13 protein-coding genes and 1 pseudogene are annotated in these 15,609 nt (G+C 58.9%); 7 read left to right on the top strand and 7 right to left on the bottom strand.

All coding sequences use genetic code 11. From position 1 onward, the window contains the following. Window positions 1-82: 82 nt before the first annotated feature. The 5 genes from fmdA to HV675_RS09535 all read left to right on the top strand — a co-directional run bounded on the left by fmdA (window position 83) and on the right by HV675_RS09535 (window position 5,166). Window positions 83-1,321, top strand: coding sequence for a formamidase (fmdA, locus tag HV675_RS09555; RefSeq protein WP_175110640.1), 1,239 nt, complete (start codon window positions 83-85; stop codon window positions 1,319-1,321). A gap of 25 nt (window positions 1,322-1,346) precedes the next feature. Beyond that, window positions 1,347-1,700, top strand: a complete 354-nt coding sequence (locus HV675_RS09550; protein WP_175110639.1) for an FmdB family zinc ribbon protein — start codon at window positions 1,347-1,349, stop codon at window positions 1,698-1,700. 100 nt (window positions 1,701-1,800) lie between these two features. Further along, window positions 1,801-2,838 (top strand): aliphatic amidase, encoded by a 1,038-nt coding sequence (locus HV675_RS09545; protein WP_175110638.1) that lies wholly within the window; start codon window positions 1,801-1,803, stop codon window positions 2,836-2,838. A 563-nt stretch (window positions 2,839-3,401) separates the two neighbouring features. Beyond that, complete coding sequence (locus HV675_RS09540; RefSeq protein WP_175110637.1) at window positions 3,402-3,935, top strand: DUF2844 domain-containing protein; 534 nt, start codon at window positions 3,402-3,404, stop codon at window positions 3,933-3,935. 13 nt (window positions 3,936-3,948) lie between these two features. After that, entirely contained in the window at window positions 3,949-5,166 is a 1,218-nt protein-coding gene (locus HV675_RS09535) for a DUF3443 family protein (RefSeq protein ID WP_175110636.1), read from the top strand. A 96-nt stretch (window positions 5,167-5,262) separates the two neighbouring features. On the opposite strand, the gene HV675_RS09530 is transcribed toward HV675_RS09535, so the two are convergent. Together HV675_RS09530 and HV675_RS09525 are read right to left on the bottom strand one after the other, a co-directional pair. Continuing rightward, entirely contained in the window at window positions 5,263-8,355 is a 3,093-nt protein-coding gene (locus HV675_RS09530) for a pentapeptide repeat-containing protein (RefSeq protein ID WP_175110635.1), read from the bottom strand. Beyond that, window positions 8,348-10,468, bottom strand: a complete 2,121-nt coding sequence (locus HV675_RS09525; RefSeq protein WP_175110634.1) for a hypothetical protein — start codon at window positions 10,466-10,468, stop codon at window positions 8,348-8,350. The genes HV675_RS09530 and HV675_RS09525 overlap by 8 nt, the downstream gene beginning before the upstream one ends. Window positions 10,469-10,882: 414 nt before the next feature. Between HV675_RS09525 and HV675_RS32930 the strand changes: the two are divergent. Beyond that, window positions 10,883-10,942, top strand: a pseudogene (locus HV675_RS32930) (hypothetical protein); the annotation flags it as partial. A 180-nt stretch (window positions 10,943-11,122) separates the two neighbouring features. On the opposite strand, the gene HV675_RS09515 reads toward HV675_RS32930, so the two are convergent. Beyond that, complete coding sequence (locus tag HV675_RS09515; protein ID WP_175110667.1) at window positions 11,123-11,680, bottom strand: hemerythrin domain-containing protein; 558 nt, start codon at window positions 11,678-11,680, stop codon at window positions 11,123-11,125. 480 nt (window positions 11,681-12,160) lie between these two features. Between HV675_RS09515 and HV675_RS09510 the strand changes: the two genes are divergently transcribed. Continuing rightward, entirely contained in the window at window positions 12,161-12,943 is a 783-nt protein-coding gene (locus tag HV675_RS09510; protein WP_175110633.1) for a bestrophin-like domain, read from the top strand. A gap of 257 nt (window positions 12,944-13,200) precedes the next feature. On the opposite strand, the gene HV675_RS09505 is transcribed toward HV675_RS09510, so the two are convergent. From HV675_RS09505 to HV675_RS09490, 4 genes are all read right to left on the bottom strand, one after another. Further along, the gene (locus HV675_RS09505; RefSeq protein ID WP_175110632.1) at window positions 13,201-13,584 is read right to left on the bottom strand and encodes a nuclear transport factor 2 family protein; all 384 of its coding nucleotides are present in this window, start codon (window positions 13,582-13,584) and stop codon (window positions 13,201-13,203) included. 33 nt (window positions 13,585-13,617) lie between these two features. Continuing rightward, entirely contained in the window at window positions 13,618-14,556 is a 939-nt protein-coding gene (locus tag HV675_RS09500) for an aldo/keto reductase (RefSeq protein ID WP_175110631.1), read from the bottom strand. 505 nt (window positions 14,557-15,061) lie between these two features. Next, window positions 15,062-15,364 carry a hypothetical protein gene (locus HV675_RS09495; RefSeq protein WP_175110630.1) on the bottom strand — a complete coding sequence of 101 codons (303 nt, stop codon included), beginning with the start codon at window positions 15,362-15,364 and terminating at the stop codon, window positions 15,062-15,064. Window positions 15,365-15,388: 24 nt separating this feature from the next. Further along, window positions 15,389-15,601 (bottom strand): hypothetical protein, encoded by a 213-nt coding sequence (locus tag HV675_RS09490; RefSeq protein ID WP_175110629.1) that lies wholly within the window; start codon window positions 15,599-15,601, stop codon window positions 15,389-15,391. Between the last annotated feature and the right edge of the window lie 8 nt (window positions 15,602-15,609).

The raw sequence follows: 15,609 nt of genomic DNA, 5'->3' as shown, positions 1-15,609 counted from the left end.
TGGTCCGCAGTCGAGCGGGTTGCGTGCGGCGGCACGGGCCGCCCGCCTATGTTTGAGTCAATGAAAACGAGGAGCGTGTGAGATGACCGATACCCTGATCAAGGTCGACCTGAACCAGTCGGCGTACGAAAACGAGAACGTCCACAACCGCTGGCACCCGGATATCCCGATGGCGTGCTGGGTGAATCCGGGCGACGACTTCATTCTCGAAACCTACGACTGGACCGGCGGCTTTATCAAGAACGACGACAGCGCCGACGATGTGCGCGACATCGATCTGTCGATCGTGCACTTCCTGTCCGGTCCGGTCGGCGTGCGCGGCGCGGAGCCGGGCGATCTGCTGGTGGTCGACCTGCTCGATATCGGCGCGCGGCCCGATAGCCAGTGGGGCTTCAACGGTTTCTTTTCGAAGTCCAATGGCGGTGGCTTTCTGACCGACCATTTTCCGAGCGCACAGAAATCGATCTGGGATTTTCACGGCCTCTATACGAGCTCGCGCCATGTGCCGGGTGTGAATTTCGCCGGCCTCATTCATCCGGGGCTGATCGGTTGCCTGCCCGACCCGAAGATGCTCGAAACGTGGAACACCCGCGAAGCGGCGCTGATCGCAACCGAGCCTGCCCGCGTGCCGCCGCTCGCCAATCCGCCTTTCGCGGCCACCGCGCATATGGGTAAGCTCGGCGGCGACGCGAAGGCGAAGGCGGCGGCGGACGGCGCACGCACGGTGCCGCCGCGCGAGCATGGCGGCAATTGCGACATCAAGGATTTGTCGCGCGGCTCGAAAGTGTATTTCCCGGTGTATGTGGACGGCGCCGGTCTCTCGGTGGGCGATCTTCACTTCAGCCAGGGCGACGGCGAAATCACGTTCTGCGGCGCCATTGAAATGGCCGGCTGGGTGCATATGCGCGTGAACCTGATCAAGGGCGGCGTCGAAAAATACGGCATTCGCAATCCGGTGTTCAAGCCGAGTCCGATCACGCCGAACTACAACGACTACCTGATTTTCGAGGGTATTTCCGTCGACGAAAGCGGCAAGCAGCATTACCTCGACGTGCATATCGCCTACCGGCAGGCTTGCCTGAACGCGATCGAGTACCTGAAGAAGTTCGGCTATTCGGGCGCGCAGGCGTATGCGGTGCTCGGCACGGCTCCCGTGCAAGGGCATATCAGCGGCGTCGTCGATATTCCGAATGCGTGCGCGACGCTGTGGCTGCCGACGCAGATCTTCGATTTCGACATCCGTCCGAATGCCGACGGTCCGATCCGCCACGTGAAGGGCGGCGTCGAGATGCCGATCTCGCACGACCTGGTGCGTGCCTGACGATCGTTGAAAGAAGGAGCGAGCCATGCCGGTTTACGACTTTCAGTGCACGACGTGCGGCCCGTTTGCAGTGATGCGCAGCGTCGCCGCGCGCGATCTTCCGATGCACTGCCCGGATTGCGGCGCGAGCGCGTCGCGCATGATCAGCGCGCCGGCGCTCGCGCTGATGTCGGGCACGCAACGCAGCGCCCATGCGACCAACGAGCGGGCCGCGCACGAGCCACGCCAATTGGGCGGCGCGACAGCTCGTCATCCATCCGGGTGCGGCTGCTGCAGCGGTTCGCGCATCACGCTCGCCGGCGGCGCGAGCGGCGGCACGCAACCGGACGCGCTGAAGAGCCCGGCAAGCGGCCGCCGGCCGTGGATGATCAGCCATTGACGCTCGCGTGCCGCGCGTTTTGCAAGTCCGCTGTTTGCTGCGCGTAACGGCGTCCGGCGAACGGCGATCAACCAACTGAACTGCAGATGGAGGGACAACCATGCGACACGGTGATATTTCGAGCAGCAAGGACGGTGTCGGCGTAGCCGTCGTCAACTACAAGATGCCGCGGCTGCATACCAAAGCGGAAGTGCTCGAGAACGCGCGCAAGATCGCGGACATGGTGGTCGGCATGAAGCAGGGGCTGCCCGGCATGGATCTCGTGATCTTTCCGGAGTATTCGACGCACGGCATCATGTACGACCGCGACGAGATGTTCGAGACGGCGTCCGTTATTCCCGGCGCGGAGACCGAAGTGTTCAGCGCGGCCTGTCGCAAGGCCAATGTGTGGGGCGTTTTTTCGCTGACCGGCGAACGCCACGAAGAGCATCCGAAGAAGGTGCCGTACAACACACTCGTGCTGATCAATAACCATGGCGACATCGTGCAGAAGTATCGCAAGATCATGCCGTGGACGCCGATCGAAGGCTGGTACCCTGGCGATCGCACGTATGTCACCGAGGGGCCGAAGGGGCTGAAGATCAGCCTGATCATCTGCGACGACGGCAACTACCCCGAAATCTGGCGCGATTGCGCGATGCAGGGCGCCGAACTGATCGTGCGCTGCCAGGGGTATATGTATCCGGCGAAAGAGCAGCAGGTCATGGTGGCCAAGACGATGGCCTGGATGAACAACTCTTACGTGGCGGTCGCGAACGCAACGGGCTGGGACGGCGTGTATTCGTATTTCGGGCATTCGGCGATTGTCGGCTTCGACGGCCGCACGCTTGGCGAATGCGGTGAGGAGGAAATGGGCGTGCAGTACGCGGAACTGTCGGTGAGCCTGATTCGCGACGCACGGCGCAATATGCAATCGCAGAATCACCTGTACAAGTTGCTGCACCGGGGCTATACGGGAACCATCCATTCCGGCGACGGCATGCACGGGGTCGCGGCATGCCCATTCGGCTTTTACCACCAATGGGTCAGTGATCCCGAAGCGGCGCGCAACGCTGCCGAGGCGATCACGCGTAACGCACCCGGTACGCCCGAATGCCCGATCGAAGGCATCCCCGCACATCCGGACCATTCAAGGTGATGGTGCGAGTGCATAGGAAATAAACACGCTCCTGCAACCCGATGCCGTGCTGCGTGTGCAGGGCGTGGCATCGGCGTCGAGCGATCTCAACGAAGAAGCCAGGCGTTTGCGCCAGTCGATGTCGATTTTTCTGGTGGGACAACGCTAGTTATATTGCCGACTGATCCAGAGTCTTGCTGTCTGCGCGTCGTTCTTGCACGCACGCATCGCAGAGCATTCCATTTTCCGCATTGACGAACTCTCGACGCAAGTCGTCGACGCCAGTTCCGCCTACACCAGTCAGCCCAATGTCTGCTTCAAAACCTCATTGGCTACACACTCACCCGGAAAGTCAGCTACAGAAATACTTAAATGTAAGAATGAATTCAAAAATACATAAACATTCTCATTCGAAAGCGTTTCTACTCGCGAGCCAAAGATAACGGAGTGTGGTTTATCCAGCCAATTTTCAAATTTCGATAATACCCAATCTATCGGCGATCTCTGAATGAGGGTCGGTTGTTATATGAGCTATCGGCGTGCTGTTAGCGCATAACAACCTGAACCCGAATTGAGAACAAGCCATGGAAACAGGGAAAAGATCGTTGAAATGGAGATTCGTTGGACTGGCAGCAGTTGTCAGCATCGGCTTTGCTGCAAATGCGGCCGTTGCGGCGCTGGGCGGTTTTCCGTTGACCGGCGCCAATCCGCACGTTACGTCCAACGTGATGAAAGCCGCTGCGCTCGTGCAGACGTCGACGCCCTCGCAGGCTGCTGCGGCGGCTTCTTCAGCCAATGCGCTGTATAGCGTGAATGTCGTCGTTCTGAAATCGGGAACCGTCGTGCACGAATATGTCGCGACATCCAGCAATACGGTATTCGCGGTCATCTGGAATGGTCCGCGGCAGCCAAACTTTGCGGACATCCTCGGTGCCTATTCGACGCGCTATCTGACGCCTTCGGGCCTCGATGTGATCCGGGTAGGCGGTTTGAGCCAACGAGGACTGAGTTCGCCGGATCTGGTGGTTCAGTCGTTTGGCCGCATGGGCCGATTCAAGGGCTATGCCTATCTTCCGTCGGCAGTTCCGCCCGGCGTCTCTCTTACCGAACTTCAGTAGAAGCGAGGACGACATGAAAAAGCTGCTTGCAATGCTCACTTTCGTTCTGGCGCTCGCAGGTTGTGGCGGCGGTGGTGGCAGTAACGTCGCGAGTAACCAGTTTGCCAGCTCAAATCAGGCATCCAACACGGTCAATGTGACGGTGGACCACACGTTCGGTCTCGTGAATGCGCCGTACGTCACTGTGACTATCTGCGCGCCAGGCACCAGCAACTGCGCGACGATCGATCATGTTCTGGTCGATACGGGGTCGGTGGGCTTGCGTCTCGTGCGGTCGGCGGTGCCGTCTTCGTTAGGTCTTGTCAACGTCAAGGACGCGGCGCAAGGCAATACACTGGCTGAATGTGTCGAATTCGGCGCTGGAATTGCATGGGGTCCGATTTCGACTGTCGACCTGAAGATTGCCGGTGAAACAGCTTCATCGTTGCCGATACAAATTGTCGACCACTCGTTCGCGTCGATTCCCGCCGATTGTGCAAACGCGGGTCCCGCGATGGATGCGAACGGTGCTACGTCGTTTGGGGCCAATGGTCTGATTGGCGTGGACGTTCTTCGACAAGACTGTCAAACCTCATGCCTGGTTGCCGCCGCATCGATTTACTACGATTGCGCGGGTTCGAACTGCACGGGTGTCGGTGTTCCGCAGGCGCAGCAAGTGCCCAACCCGATTACGCTGTTCGCAACGGACAACAACGGTGTGACGCTGAGCTTTCCTGCAATCGGCGCAGGCGGTCAAGGGTCGGCGTCGGGCACGATGACCTTTGGCGTCAACACGCAGAGCAACAACATACTGCCGGCGAGCGCGCAGCAGATCACGACAACCGTGTTTGGCGAGGTAACCGCCAGTTTCAACGGTCTGCCTATGGCGGGCATCGTCGACTCCGGTTCGGGCGCGTACTTCTTCGTGGACCCGTCCATCAGTCAGTGTCCGTCGAGCTTTTCGAACCAGCCATGGTTCTGTCCGTCGGACCCGACAACGATTTCAGCGTCGTTGCAAAGCGTAAGCGGAACGACGCTCGGTGTTTCGTTCACATTGTTCAACGCAATTTCAGAATTGGGCAACGGTTCTAACGCGGCGCACGCCGGTATCGGTCAAAACATCGCCCTGTTCGGAGAGGGAGAACTGGATCTGGCGATGCCATTCTTCTACGGCAAGAGCATCACGATGGGCATCCAGGGCAATGATGACTTCTCGGAAGGCACACCGCCTTTCTTCGCGATTCAGTCGTGATCGGGTGTCTCCGCGAGTGGTCCGGTGCGATAGGGTGACTAGTTTCACTCCGGCTGTTGGCATCGTATGTGACTCTCAGGTTGGCGAAAGAGAACCTCACTCCCGCATCGCCTTGTGAATCCAGTAAGTCAGCAAGATAGGCCAGAGAATCCAGTTGAGTATCTCCATCATCGCCACGTAGTCTTCAGGTCCCATCGGCATGATCTTGAATTGGGGCGCCCCTGGCGCTCCAGCCCGATGAACGCACGTCGTGAAGAACCGCGCGTGCGGATCGCTTTCCTCGCACTTTTGATTACCGCCGTATGCAATTCCGGGGTCCGTCTTTGCATCCCATTCGTTTCGTACAATGAGCGGCACGACAGGAATGTGATGATGCACGGCCAGAATGGCAGCATCATCCCACCCCCAACCCTTCACGTCAGGCGGAGCACCGTGCGACGGCGGCGTGTCTTTCGGGCCAATGAAGCTCTCTCTATGCGCAGCGAGAAATGGCAGCGACGCTTCGAAGTTGGTCGGATTGCGGTAGATCGGCAACGAAACGATCGCTAGCCCCAGGATCACGAACAGAAGCGGCCCGGCGTTTGTACCGAAGCGAAGCAATAGACCCCAGAGAACGAACAGCAGCGACCAGCTTCCCGATTCACGATGTGCCCGGCGGTGCATTTCCCGATAGACGATATCGGCTGGTATGTCGTCGCCGCTATTTCGCAGCGATGCTTCCACGGCTTTGTAAGTCGACCGATGGAACGTGTCGTTCGCCAGCAAGCGAATATATCGACGCGCGACTTGCCGCTCGGGCGAGTCGTACACCATGCGATCTATCAGCCGCTCAAGGCGGGTACGCCGCGGATTTGCATCGGATAAGTCGGGTTGTCCGATTCGCCAGATTCCGATCTCCGCATCTTCGAGATCGATCGATTCGGGATATCGCGGCGGCTCTCCAACTTCCGGTATTTCGAGCGTTCCAAGCGTCGCACGCACCAATGTCACGCCATTGACCTTGTCGCGCGGCGCTGCGTCGTCACGCGCAGGAAACCAGTGCGCCGGCATGCGCTGGCGAATGGCGTGTCGAAGCTTGCCAACGACCGGATGGTCTCGCGCCACGCCAATCGCATCGGCAGGCTTGGTCGCGTCGGGCGTCGGCGCGTTGTCATATGCAGGAAAGCCATACGCCGACACGATCAGCCGCGTGATGTGCGAGTCGGACAGAACCAGCTTTCCCGGCACCATCGCATACGCTTCGCGCGGTTGCCTTGTGTCTTTTTCATAAAGCTTAACGTCGCCCTTTACTTCGATATAGCCTGCCGACAGATCGCCGACGTCCGATCTCTGATCACTCGAATCGGCGACGATGGTGAGACCGGTCAGATCGATGTCGTTGTCGCAGCGAAGCATGCGCATTTTGAGCTGATTGCAGACGGCCCTGTAGGTGCCGGCAAGCGGATCGAGGCCATGCATGTCGGCGTGAATCTGGTCGCTCTCACCCAGTGCGCTGTGCGTGAGCGTCGATGCGGCCTTGAGGTCGCCGCCGACGCTCGAGTCTGACAGGTCGATCATGCGCGACACTTTGGCGAATGTCAGCACCACGTCCCCCGAGATTTTCGAGCGCTGAATCACGACATCGCCCGCTATCGCAGCGGAGAATTCCCACGGCTTGACTATGTCGTCAGCCAAATCGCCATCGCTCTCCTTGCAAAAGGCGCGCGCACTCCACAGTTCGAGGTTGCCGTCGATTCGCGTATCGACCACCTTCAGGCCGATGCCGCCGCGGCGGGGCGTGCCGAATATCTGCAGATGCGACAGATCCAGGGTTCCCTGTATGTGTGCGTTCTCGATGTCGAGATTGCCGATCTGGCAGGGATAAAACGTGTTGTCTGATGCAGGCCGGTCGTCTGTAACGCCGATCGTGTCCGCGTCTGGCGCGCTATCTGACGAGCGATCGTCGGTACGGATTTTCTTGGCTACGCAGAACTTGACGTTGCGTGTCTTTACGCTGAACATGCTGACCGATTGAGCCGCGATAATGCCGAGCATCTTGATGGTCGAGTTGCAGGTGACGCCGTCCATGTTGAGCGAGCCGCCAAGTTCAACGCGCGTCGCGTAGTCGTTCGCGAACTCGATAACGCCGTGGCACGTCAGCGAGTTCAGATCCGTCGTATCGTCCACCGCCGCGCCGACCACATGTAGAAAGCCTTCGATCCTTGCCCGGCAGAGATGCAAAGTCTTCATCCGCGCTGCTACACATTCGTAGCCGACGTGCGGCGGCTTGAATATCCCGATCCGAACGTTACCCGCGATCCGTGTGTCGCTAAAGTCGAGATACTCAAGTATGTAGCAGGAGAGAAAGGACACGTCACCGTCGATACGGGCGCCGGAGAAATCGACGGACTTCAGATCGGGCACGTCGACCCGCTTGCGTCTGACATCGTCGTTTTTTCTCCTCGGCACACCGGCGTGCCAAATGATCACGGAGACCGATCCTTGGACCCGCGCAGAGCGAAAATCCAGCTTAAGCTCGCTCCTTGACGAACTTTCGACGATGCGATCGCGAAGTTCGTATAGCTGGATGCTTCCGCCGACTTCGATGCCCCATCCCTTGATTTCGTCGACGCGGCTGACCTGGGCATCGCTGTCCAGTCTGCGGCCGAGCTTCAGGTCACCCTTCAGATTCAGTCCGCCAAGCAGGATTTGTTGGGCCTGCACGCCGGTCAGATCGAGGAATCCATCAATAGACGCACCCCGCAATTCGATATCGCCTCTGATCGTCGCGTCAGTGAGATCGACGCGTCCTTTGATGACGGCGCCGACGACACTCAATAGCTGACTTTGTTTGCTGCTTCCCGGTCCGCTATGGCTTTCGACGGTAATTCCGGCAAGACGCAGCGACCCGCCGATCTCGGCGTCGTCGAGTCGCAAGCCGTCTTCGAACACGCAGCCGGAAAGATCGAGTGTTCCCTTGACCATCGCGTTTGCCAGATCGACGTGGCCGTGAAAAATCACGCCGAAGGCAGCACAGGGTTCAGGTATGTCCCAGCCTCCATAGTCGACGGCGCCATTGACTTCGAGAGCGGGTTCGCTCGGGTTGGTCGGCATCACGATGCCGGGAGGAAGTTTGCCGTCGCGGAGGTAGTTGACGAACTGTTGCCCCGTTATGCTGGCAACAAGGTTTGCGCCTCTCGGATCATTCATGGTTGCCCCTGATTCGGAATTGCCAACGTTCGTCGTAGATCTCGGGAATCAGCGGTGGGTCGGTGACGAGCACCATGCTGGGGCCGCCGAACACGGTGCCGCCGGCGTTTACCGTAAAGCGGGCGCTTGCGAATTCGTTTCGTGAGTAGGTGCACGCGAGCAACTCAAAGCATGGGCTGCCTTTGAAGTATCTGAAACGCTGGAAGTGTTCCTGTACCGATTCGAAGCTTTTCAGTATGTGGATCTGCTCGAAGCTGCTTTTGACGTTCGCAACGCCGTTCCCGGACGCCCGATGCCGGCTCGACCAGCGCAACTCCTCGAGGCTCGCCGCGATTGAAAATTCGTGATTCGCGCATTGCACATACGGCCTGTAGTAAAACTGAAGGTAGTCGGCCACCGTAGTTGAATCGATGTTGAGCGCTTGTATTCCTCTTTCCGCAAGAGACTGATTGAATCGGACAAGGTCCGCGATCGAATGGCCGAGGTGGCAGGCTGGTGCATTGCCGTTGCCCGCGTCATCGAGAATGATGAAGAACGATTTTGCGTAAAGACCCCGTCGGTCGGTGACACGAATCAGCGAGTAGCCACGATAGAAGCTCAGGCTTCTGATGCTCAGCGATAGGGCGGAATAGTTGGAATCGTTTTTGTCGGGCAGCGTGAAATTGACGATGCTGCGCGTCCGCAGGTGGTCGCGCAGCCGCGTTTCCTCGCTTTCCGTCAGCGTTCTTTCGGCCGCAGCGACGAGGTCGGCGCCGTGTGCCCGCATCCCGGCGGGAGCCGATATGTAGCGGCCGTCCAGCACGTCGCTGCCAGGCAGGTCGGACTGCAGTTCAGCGTTTCGCCCTCGCGTCCGCACCGGCAGCAGCGAAAAACAGGGCGCGTCGTCCTGCATTTCGACATGTCCCTGGGCATCGACGTCGAAGCGCGAAAAGAAGAGGTAGGCGCCGTAATTGACGAACGCAGTCAGATAATAATGTCCGTCGTTCTTCGATTCGTCGGGATCGAGCAACCGTTGAATTGGCTGCAGCGATCGTACGACGGCCCGCCTCACTTCGTTCGCCCGATCATCGGTCCCGGTCCAGACGAAGTCGCGGTCTTCCTCGACAATCCAGAAGGGTCCAAGCTTGCCGTCGATCGAACGGCTGAAGAAAACGAGGTAGGCCGCTACCGTTCTCGCATCGATCAACAATTCCCCTCGTTCCGCGAGGCGATCGTTGAACGCATAGATGGGGATGGACGTACTGAGCGGCACACAAACCGGGGCGGGTTCGCGCTTCGTGTGAGCGATGAAAAAGCGCGTCTCATCAGGATGGTTTTCTCTTTTTGTGGTGATCTTGAACAGCGAGTAATTCCTGTAGAAGGGAAGCTCGTATTCATCCGCCTGGGACTGCTTCCACTCGTCAGGCGTGAAACGACTCACGTAAAAACGAAGCGCAGTCTTTTTCAGGTATTCATATAGCTTTTCGAGGGAGTCGGCGTTCACGACTCTTGGGTTGCGCCACCATCGCATGTCGTCGCCGTATCGCTCGGCGGGAGCAATGAATTTTTCGGATAGCTTGGATATGGATTTGTGCGTCTGACGAAGTTGTTCGTCAAGTGATGCTTCATCGCGCTCCGCAAAATTCTGAGGATCCATATTGCTTTCGTTTTTGACCTGACCGGGCTCGTCAGGCGCTGCGTCAGCTGGGCCATGCCAGGGGGTCAAACTGCTGCCGAGCCGATCATGAGGATTGCGAGCTTCTTCGGGCTCGCCGTGGGTATCGACAAACGGGGCGATGAGCCGCAAATGAGCGCCGTCGCGTCGGCGCCTCACATACCCGACCACCCTGCGGTGCTTATGCTTCGGGCTATGCGAATTGGGCGCCGCATCGTCGGATTCGCCTACCTTCCACACGAGAAGCCAGTCTTCGTAGGCTTCTCCGAACTCGCTAGGGCGCCTGAAGATCGCCGCGGCTTTGCCCATGGTCGGCGCCTGACCGCCTGTATCGACGCTATTGCGCACGAGTTCGTGCGGTAAAGCGGAGCGGATCACCTCAAGTTCGCTGGAATAACGGGCAACTTCGTGCTCGGGTATCAGCTCCCATTGCGCAACTTTCTCCTCACGCTTCGTCATCGGTTATCTCCTGCTACCGGATGTGTGTGCGTTCGCAAATCATGCGCGCGTGAGGCGGCAATAGCCGATGTCGCGCGTAACGGAAAATAGATGCGCAAAGCGCCTCTATTGAGTGCTTTCGCTTCTGGCGATGACCGCAGATAAGAAGTAGTAGGTCAGGTCCGCGTGTTCGAATGTGCGCCAACGCTCATATGCCGATGATTTGTGCGGTTACCGCTTGGGAAGAAACCATCGATTGCGGCGTTGACTGCTGTTCGCCTGCTTGGTGCGGGCGAAAGACAAGCCGTGCAGCTGATCATCAGCCAGCTTCGTTAGCGATCGTCCTGTCGACCGACGCAAGCGTTACGACAATTTCACGCGCTTGCGCAACGGCAACTTTCCTCGCCTTAAAACCTCTGTGCCACGCGGCTTGCAGTCGAAGCACACCAGCGCGGACACGGCCTTTCGGTGGATGGTGTGGTCGGCCCGAAAACCTGGGCGACGCTATTCAAGGACGCCGACGCGAGGCAGCCAGCCGAACCCGCGGTCAAGCGGGTGTCCAGTGCGTTGGTAGACAGGCACGACTTGCCTCTCGGACAGGGTCAGGGCTTGCGTCTGCACGCGTGCTTCAAGAGCGTGATGCTCTATGAAAGGGCATTCGCAAGCCGCACGGCATCACGCCGATCCGGCGAAAGCGATCGTGTTGTCGCCAACCAGTTTGCTGCCGGCTTCTTCCAGCTTGCTTTGCAATTGCTCCTTGCGGGCGTGAAGCTGCTTGCCCAACGCAAGCAAATCGGCGCCGCTCTTCTGAAACTCCGGGAAAAGCTCGTCTTCCTCTTCTTCGACGTGGTGACGCACCAGTTCAGACATCACCTTGAAGGTCGCGTCGAAGCCTTGTTCGCCGGGCTTGAGCGTAGTGAACTTCGAGATCAGCGTCTTGACCAGGAAATGTTCGACGAATGCCTCTTCGACGTCGATCTTGTCTTTACCCAAAGCCTTTTGCGCCGCGGGGTAGAGGATTTCCTCCTCGATGATTGCATGCACGGTCAGCGCTTCGCATGCTCGCTGTGCGAGCGTGCCCTTTGCCGCGAGGTCGTCGTTGCCGGCTTTTTCGAACGCGTCGAACAGTTTTTCGACTGCTCGATGATCCGCCTTCAACAATTCGATCGCATTCGATACAGGATTCGCCGTGGCGGACCCGGTGTCGGATTGCTTGCTCGTATCTTTAGCCATGGTGGACTCCTTGGATCGTGGGGTGGACGCGGCAGCTGACGGGCAGCCGTTGCGAACCGCAACGCGATGCTTGCCGCCGTCGTGCACGTGGAACGTGCAAGCGTCGTGCCGCGACGAGCGAACATTGGCTGCAACGAAGGGGCGACTACGTCATGCCGCCAGGCACGACAGATGCTGCCGACCGGCCGCTGATGTGGCGGCGCTCGGGCCCTATCGAGCCTTCCCTGCGGCTACACTGTGTCGTGCTTCTACGACGTCGAAAACCGGAAGGGGAGACCGTTATGCCGGCTGGGCGCCTGCGGCTCGAAGAAGCTTGACGGGACATGTTCCGGCAACCGGCGCATCCGGGCCGTGGCGTCGGCGACCGACGAGGCCTGTCAGTCATCCACATGCGGGTGACGCGGTCGACTGTCTGAAGAGGGTTTCTGTTGATCCACAAAAGCCCGATTCCATTTTTATCTACGTATGGAGCACGCTCAGATGATCGATACGTGGTTACACAATCTGCCTATATGGCAAATGGCAGTCGTCATTCTGGCTGCGACATTTCTGGCGGGTGCGGCGGTGCAGATCGTCACAGGTCGGCTTGCCGCCGGTCGACACGGCCGCTCCTTCATGGCGATTTCGCCTGGCCTGTTGTCGCCAATCGGCGTTATCTTCGGTTTGCTTATTGCCTTTACTGCTGCGCAAGTCTGGAACGATACGGAACGCGCGAATCTCGCGGTCGACACGGAAGCCGGTGCGCTGCGATCGGTCGTTGTGCTGTCCGCCGTTTTGCCGGACGACGCCCAGATCAAGCTGCAAACGCTGATTCGCGATTACATCGAGTACACGATAAAAACCGAATGGCCCATGATGGCGCAAGGTACCGTGACGCTCAAAATCAGTCCTCCTGCATTGAACAAGGCTCTTCAGTTCACGTTGTCGCTCGCGGCAAACACGCCAGGGCAGCAGACCGCGCAGCGTCAGATAGCCGTGTCGCTGGAGCAGGCGCTGGAAGCTCGCCGCCAGCGTATTCTTGTCAGCCGATCGGAAGTCAACGGTGTCAAGTGGGCATGCCTGATCTTTCTGGCCGTCTGCCTCCTGTTTTCAATCGCCCTGGTTCATTGCGGGAACCGGCTCACCTCTGCCGTCGCAATCGGACTCTTCTGCGCGGGGCTCGCGACGACCATGTTGCTGATCCTGTCGCACGATCGCCCCTTTACGGGAGACATTGCCGTGAAGCCGGAAGCGCTGATGCAAGTGATACCGGGGGATCACTAGCAGTACCCCAACGGGCCGTTTAGCCGGCCACGGGTATCGCGAATTCCGCCGCTTTGCCGGTGTTGTCGGAACAGCGCTGCATAACGCTTTTGTAGCGTGTGTAAAAGCGCACGGCGGCCTTCAGGCTTTATGTTTTTTCACTGACGCGCTAGCTGTGGCGGTGTTCGGCGGGCAAGGTCGGCTTGCGCGACAACGGTTAGTTAGCCGATGGACGTGCGGGCACGAGGCTATCGGGCCTACCGCACCGCAATGCGAGTTCACTCGATCTGTTGAACCCATTGACTTCGCCAACCCGGCGCCTCGAACGGATCGGAAAAATACTGGGTTTCGTGAACGACCTTATCGTCGCGGAACTCCATGATGCTCACCACGCATGTCGTTCGCCCGGTGTAGACAATCGTGTATTCCGTGATCCAGAGATTGCCTTCCCCTTGCATTCGCCTGACGTCGAAACCCGATGGCTTGTCCGGATGATGACCCCGCAGCGCCTGCAAATTGTTTCGCCCGATAATGCGTTCACCCGATTGAGGGTAATCGCAGATGGAGTCATCGCTATAGATATCGTGTTCTGCGTTGAGATCGCCGGCTGCCGATGCCTGCCAGTGCGCATTCAGCGCTTCACGGATTTTCGCTTCCTGCATGGGCCACCTCCGGACACGGTTTACATGGCGCAATCACGTACGTTGCGGAAGGAAGCCTCCGCTGCCGGTCTCGACGACCTGGTTGTACCGCTGCCTCGTCTCAATCCGATTGATCTCGTCAAACGCATCCGCCGGTAGCGCAGAGATGTCGAAATTCTCGTGCGCGCGCGCCGCACTCTTTGGCGTAGTCAGCAAAGCGCCGCCTCGCTGCACTGCCCACGCAAGCAGCACCTGCGCCGGTGTCTTGCCGATTCGTGCGGCAATCCGGGTGACGACCGGGTCCTCGAGCGGCCCGGGCCTGATTCCGTGACCCAATGGCGCGTAGGCCAGAAAAACGATCCCTTTCTTCTCGCAGAATTGCAGAAGTTCTGTTTCGGGAAGATACGGATGGGCTTCGATCTGCACCGCCGCCGGCTTGATTCGCGCCTCTTCGTAGAGCGACTGCAATTCGTCCAGCAGGATGTCGGATAGTCCGATCGCGCGGCATCGGCCATGATCGACGAGATCTTCCATCGCGCGCCACGTATCGAGTAATGTCACGCCTTTATCGTAGATGACGTCGCCGTTTTCATCGCGCGGGTCCTGCTCGTCCCCTGGTTGAAACGCAAACGGCGTATGGATCAGATGGAGATCCAGATAGTCGAGTCCAAGCCTGTTGCGACTCGCCTCGAAAGCTGGCCCGACGCGTTCGGGCCGATGATTGTTGTTCCACATTTTCGTGGTCACAAAGAGGTCTTCACGCGCGATTCCTTGCACAGCGACCCCTGCCCGTAGGGCCTCGCCCACCTCGCGCTCGTTTCGATACCGCTCGGCACAATCGAAGTGACGATATCCGGCTGCCAGCGCGTCCCGGGTGGCACGGGTAGTGGTCGCTCCATCCGGGATCAGCGTGCCGAATCCAAGCGCGGGCATATGGCCGCCGCCGTGATCGAGCGCTATCTTTCTGTTCTGGAAATCGGAAGACTCAATCATGGTGACACCTCCGTACGACTGGATGCCGTGCGACGAAGGATCGACGCCTGGGGCTGCAATGGCGGCGCCGGATCCATGAACGGAACAACGTCAATGTGTGCGAGTTGGTCAGCCGCTTTATCGCGAATGCGTGGCTAACGACTTCGTGAACACCCTACGCCGAAATTGATCGCTTGTCAGAAGGGCGGGCGATGATCAGCGCGTGCGACTTCGTCGCTTTGGCCAAGAAGTCGTTTCGACAATCCGCGCGTGCGCAAGCGTGCCGCGAAGCCATTCACTCGCAGGCCGGATGGTGTTTCTACGTGTGCAAGGGGAATCCGTTAAAGCGAGTCACGTTGACTCACGGCTCAGCCGCCATTAGGGGCAAACCGACGCCGAACAGGTCTGCTCGTCGAGATCAGGTCTGGCAAATGAATTGGGCCGCAGGAGAGCGCGGCAAGTGGATCAGCGAGGGATGACGACGGGGGGCGGCGTGGAGAAGGAGATCTGCGTGTGGCCGGGTGTGTCAGGCCGGCTCGAACGCGACCGCGCCCCGATCTTCAAAGTGTATGGCGCTGCGTACAAAGCGAAATACCTGTCCGGCGATCTCTATCCGGTTGCGGCCAGTCCGGGTGCGTTGAACGATTTCTCTCGCAATCGACGCGGCGATCGTCCCATGATAAACCAGCACGCTTTGGTCTCTGGATGCATTGCCAACGTACATCCCGCAGGACGCGTCACACTCCTGCATCATGATGACGCTTTCTCCCGCGCGCAACGGAAGCTCCAGATATTCGGCCAGACTTAACAGTGACTCGTGCGCTGACATGAGAGGGTCCTCGTGCATCGGTCGCTAGCCGTAACGCTTTTCGAGCCATTCCTTTGCCCAGTTGCTCGCGTACCGGATTGCGTCGTCGCGAAGATCGAAACCTGCGAGGTCGCCGCTCAGGTGGGTGAAGGCGGCGCCGCCCGACGGTGCGCCGCTGATTTTCGCGTGCGCCATATATTCGCCATCCGCGCGCCGTGGCGTCGGATCAATCACGAATGCAGCAAGATCGACATTCATATACCGCT

Source organism: Paraburkholderia solisilvae (genome assembly GCF_902859875.1).
Lineage (GTDB): Bacteria > Pseudomonadota > Gammaproteobacteria > Burkholderiales > Burkholderiaceae > Paraburkholderia > Paraburkholderia solisilvae.
The sequence above is the reverse complement of the archived record's forward strand: the minus strand, read 5'-3'. Positions and strand labels throughout refer to the sequence as shown.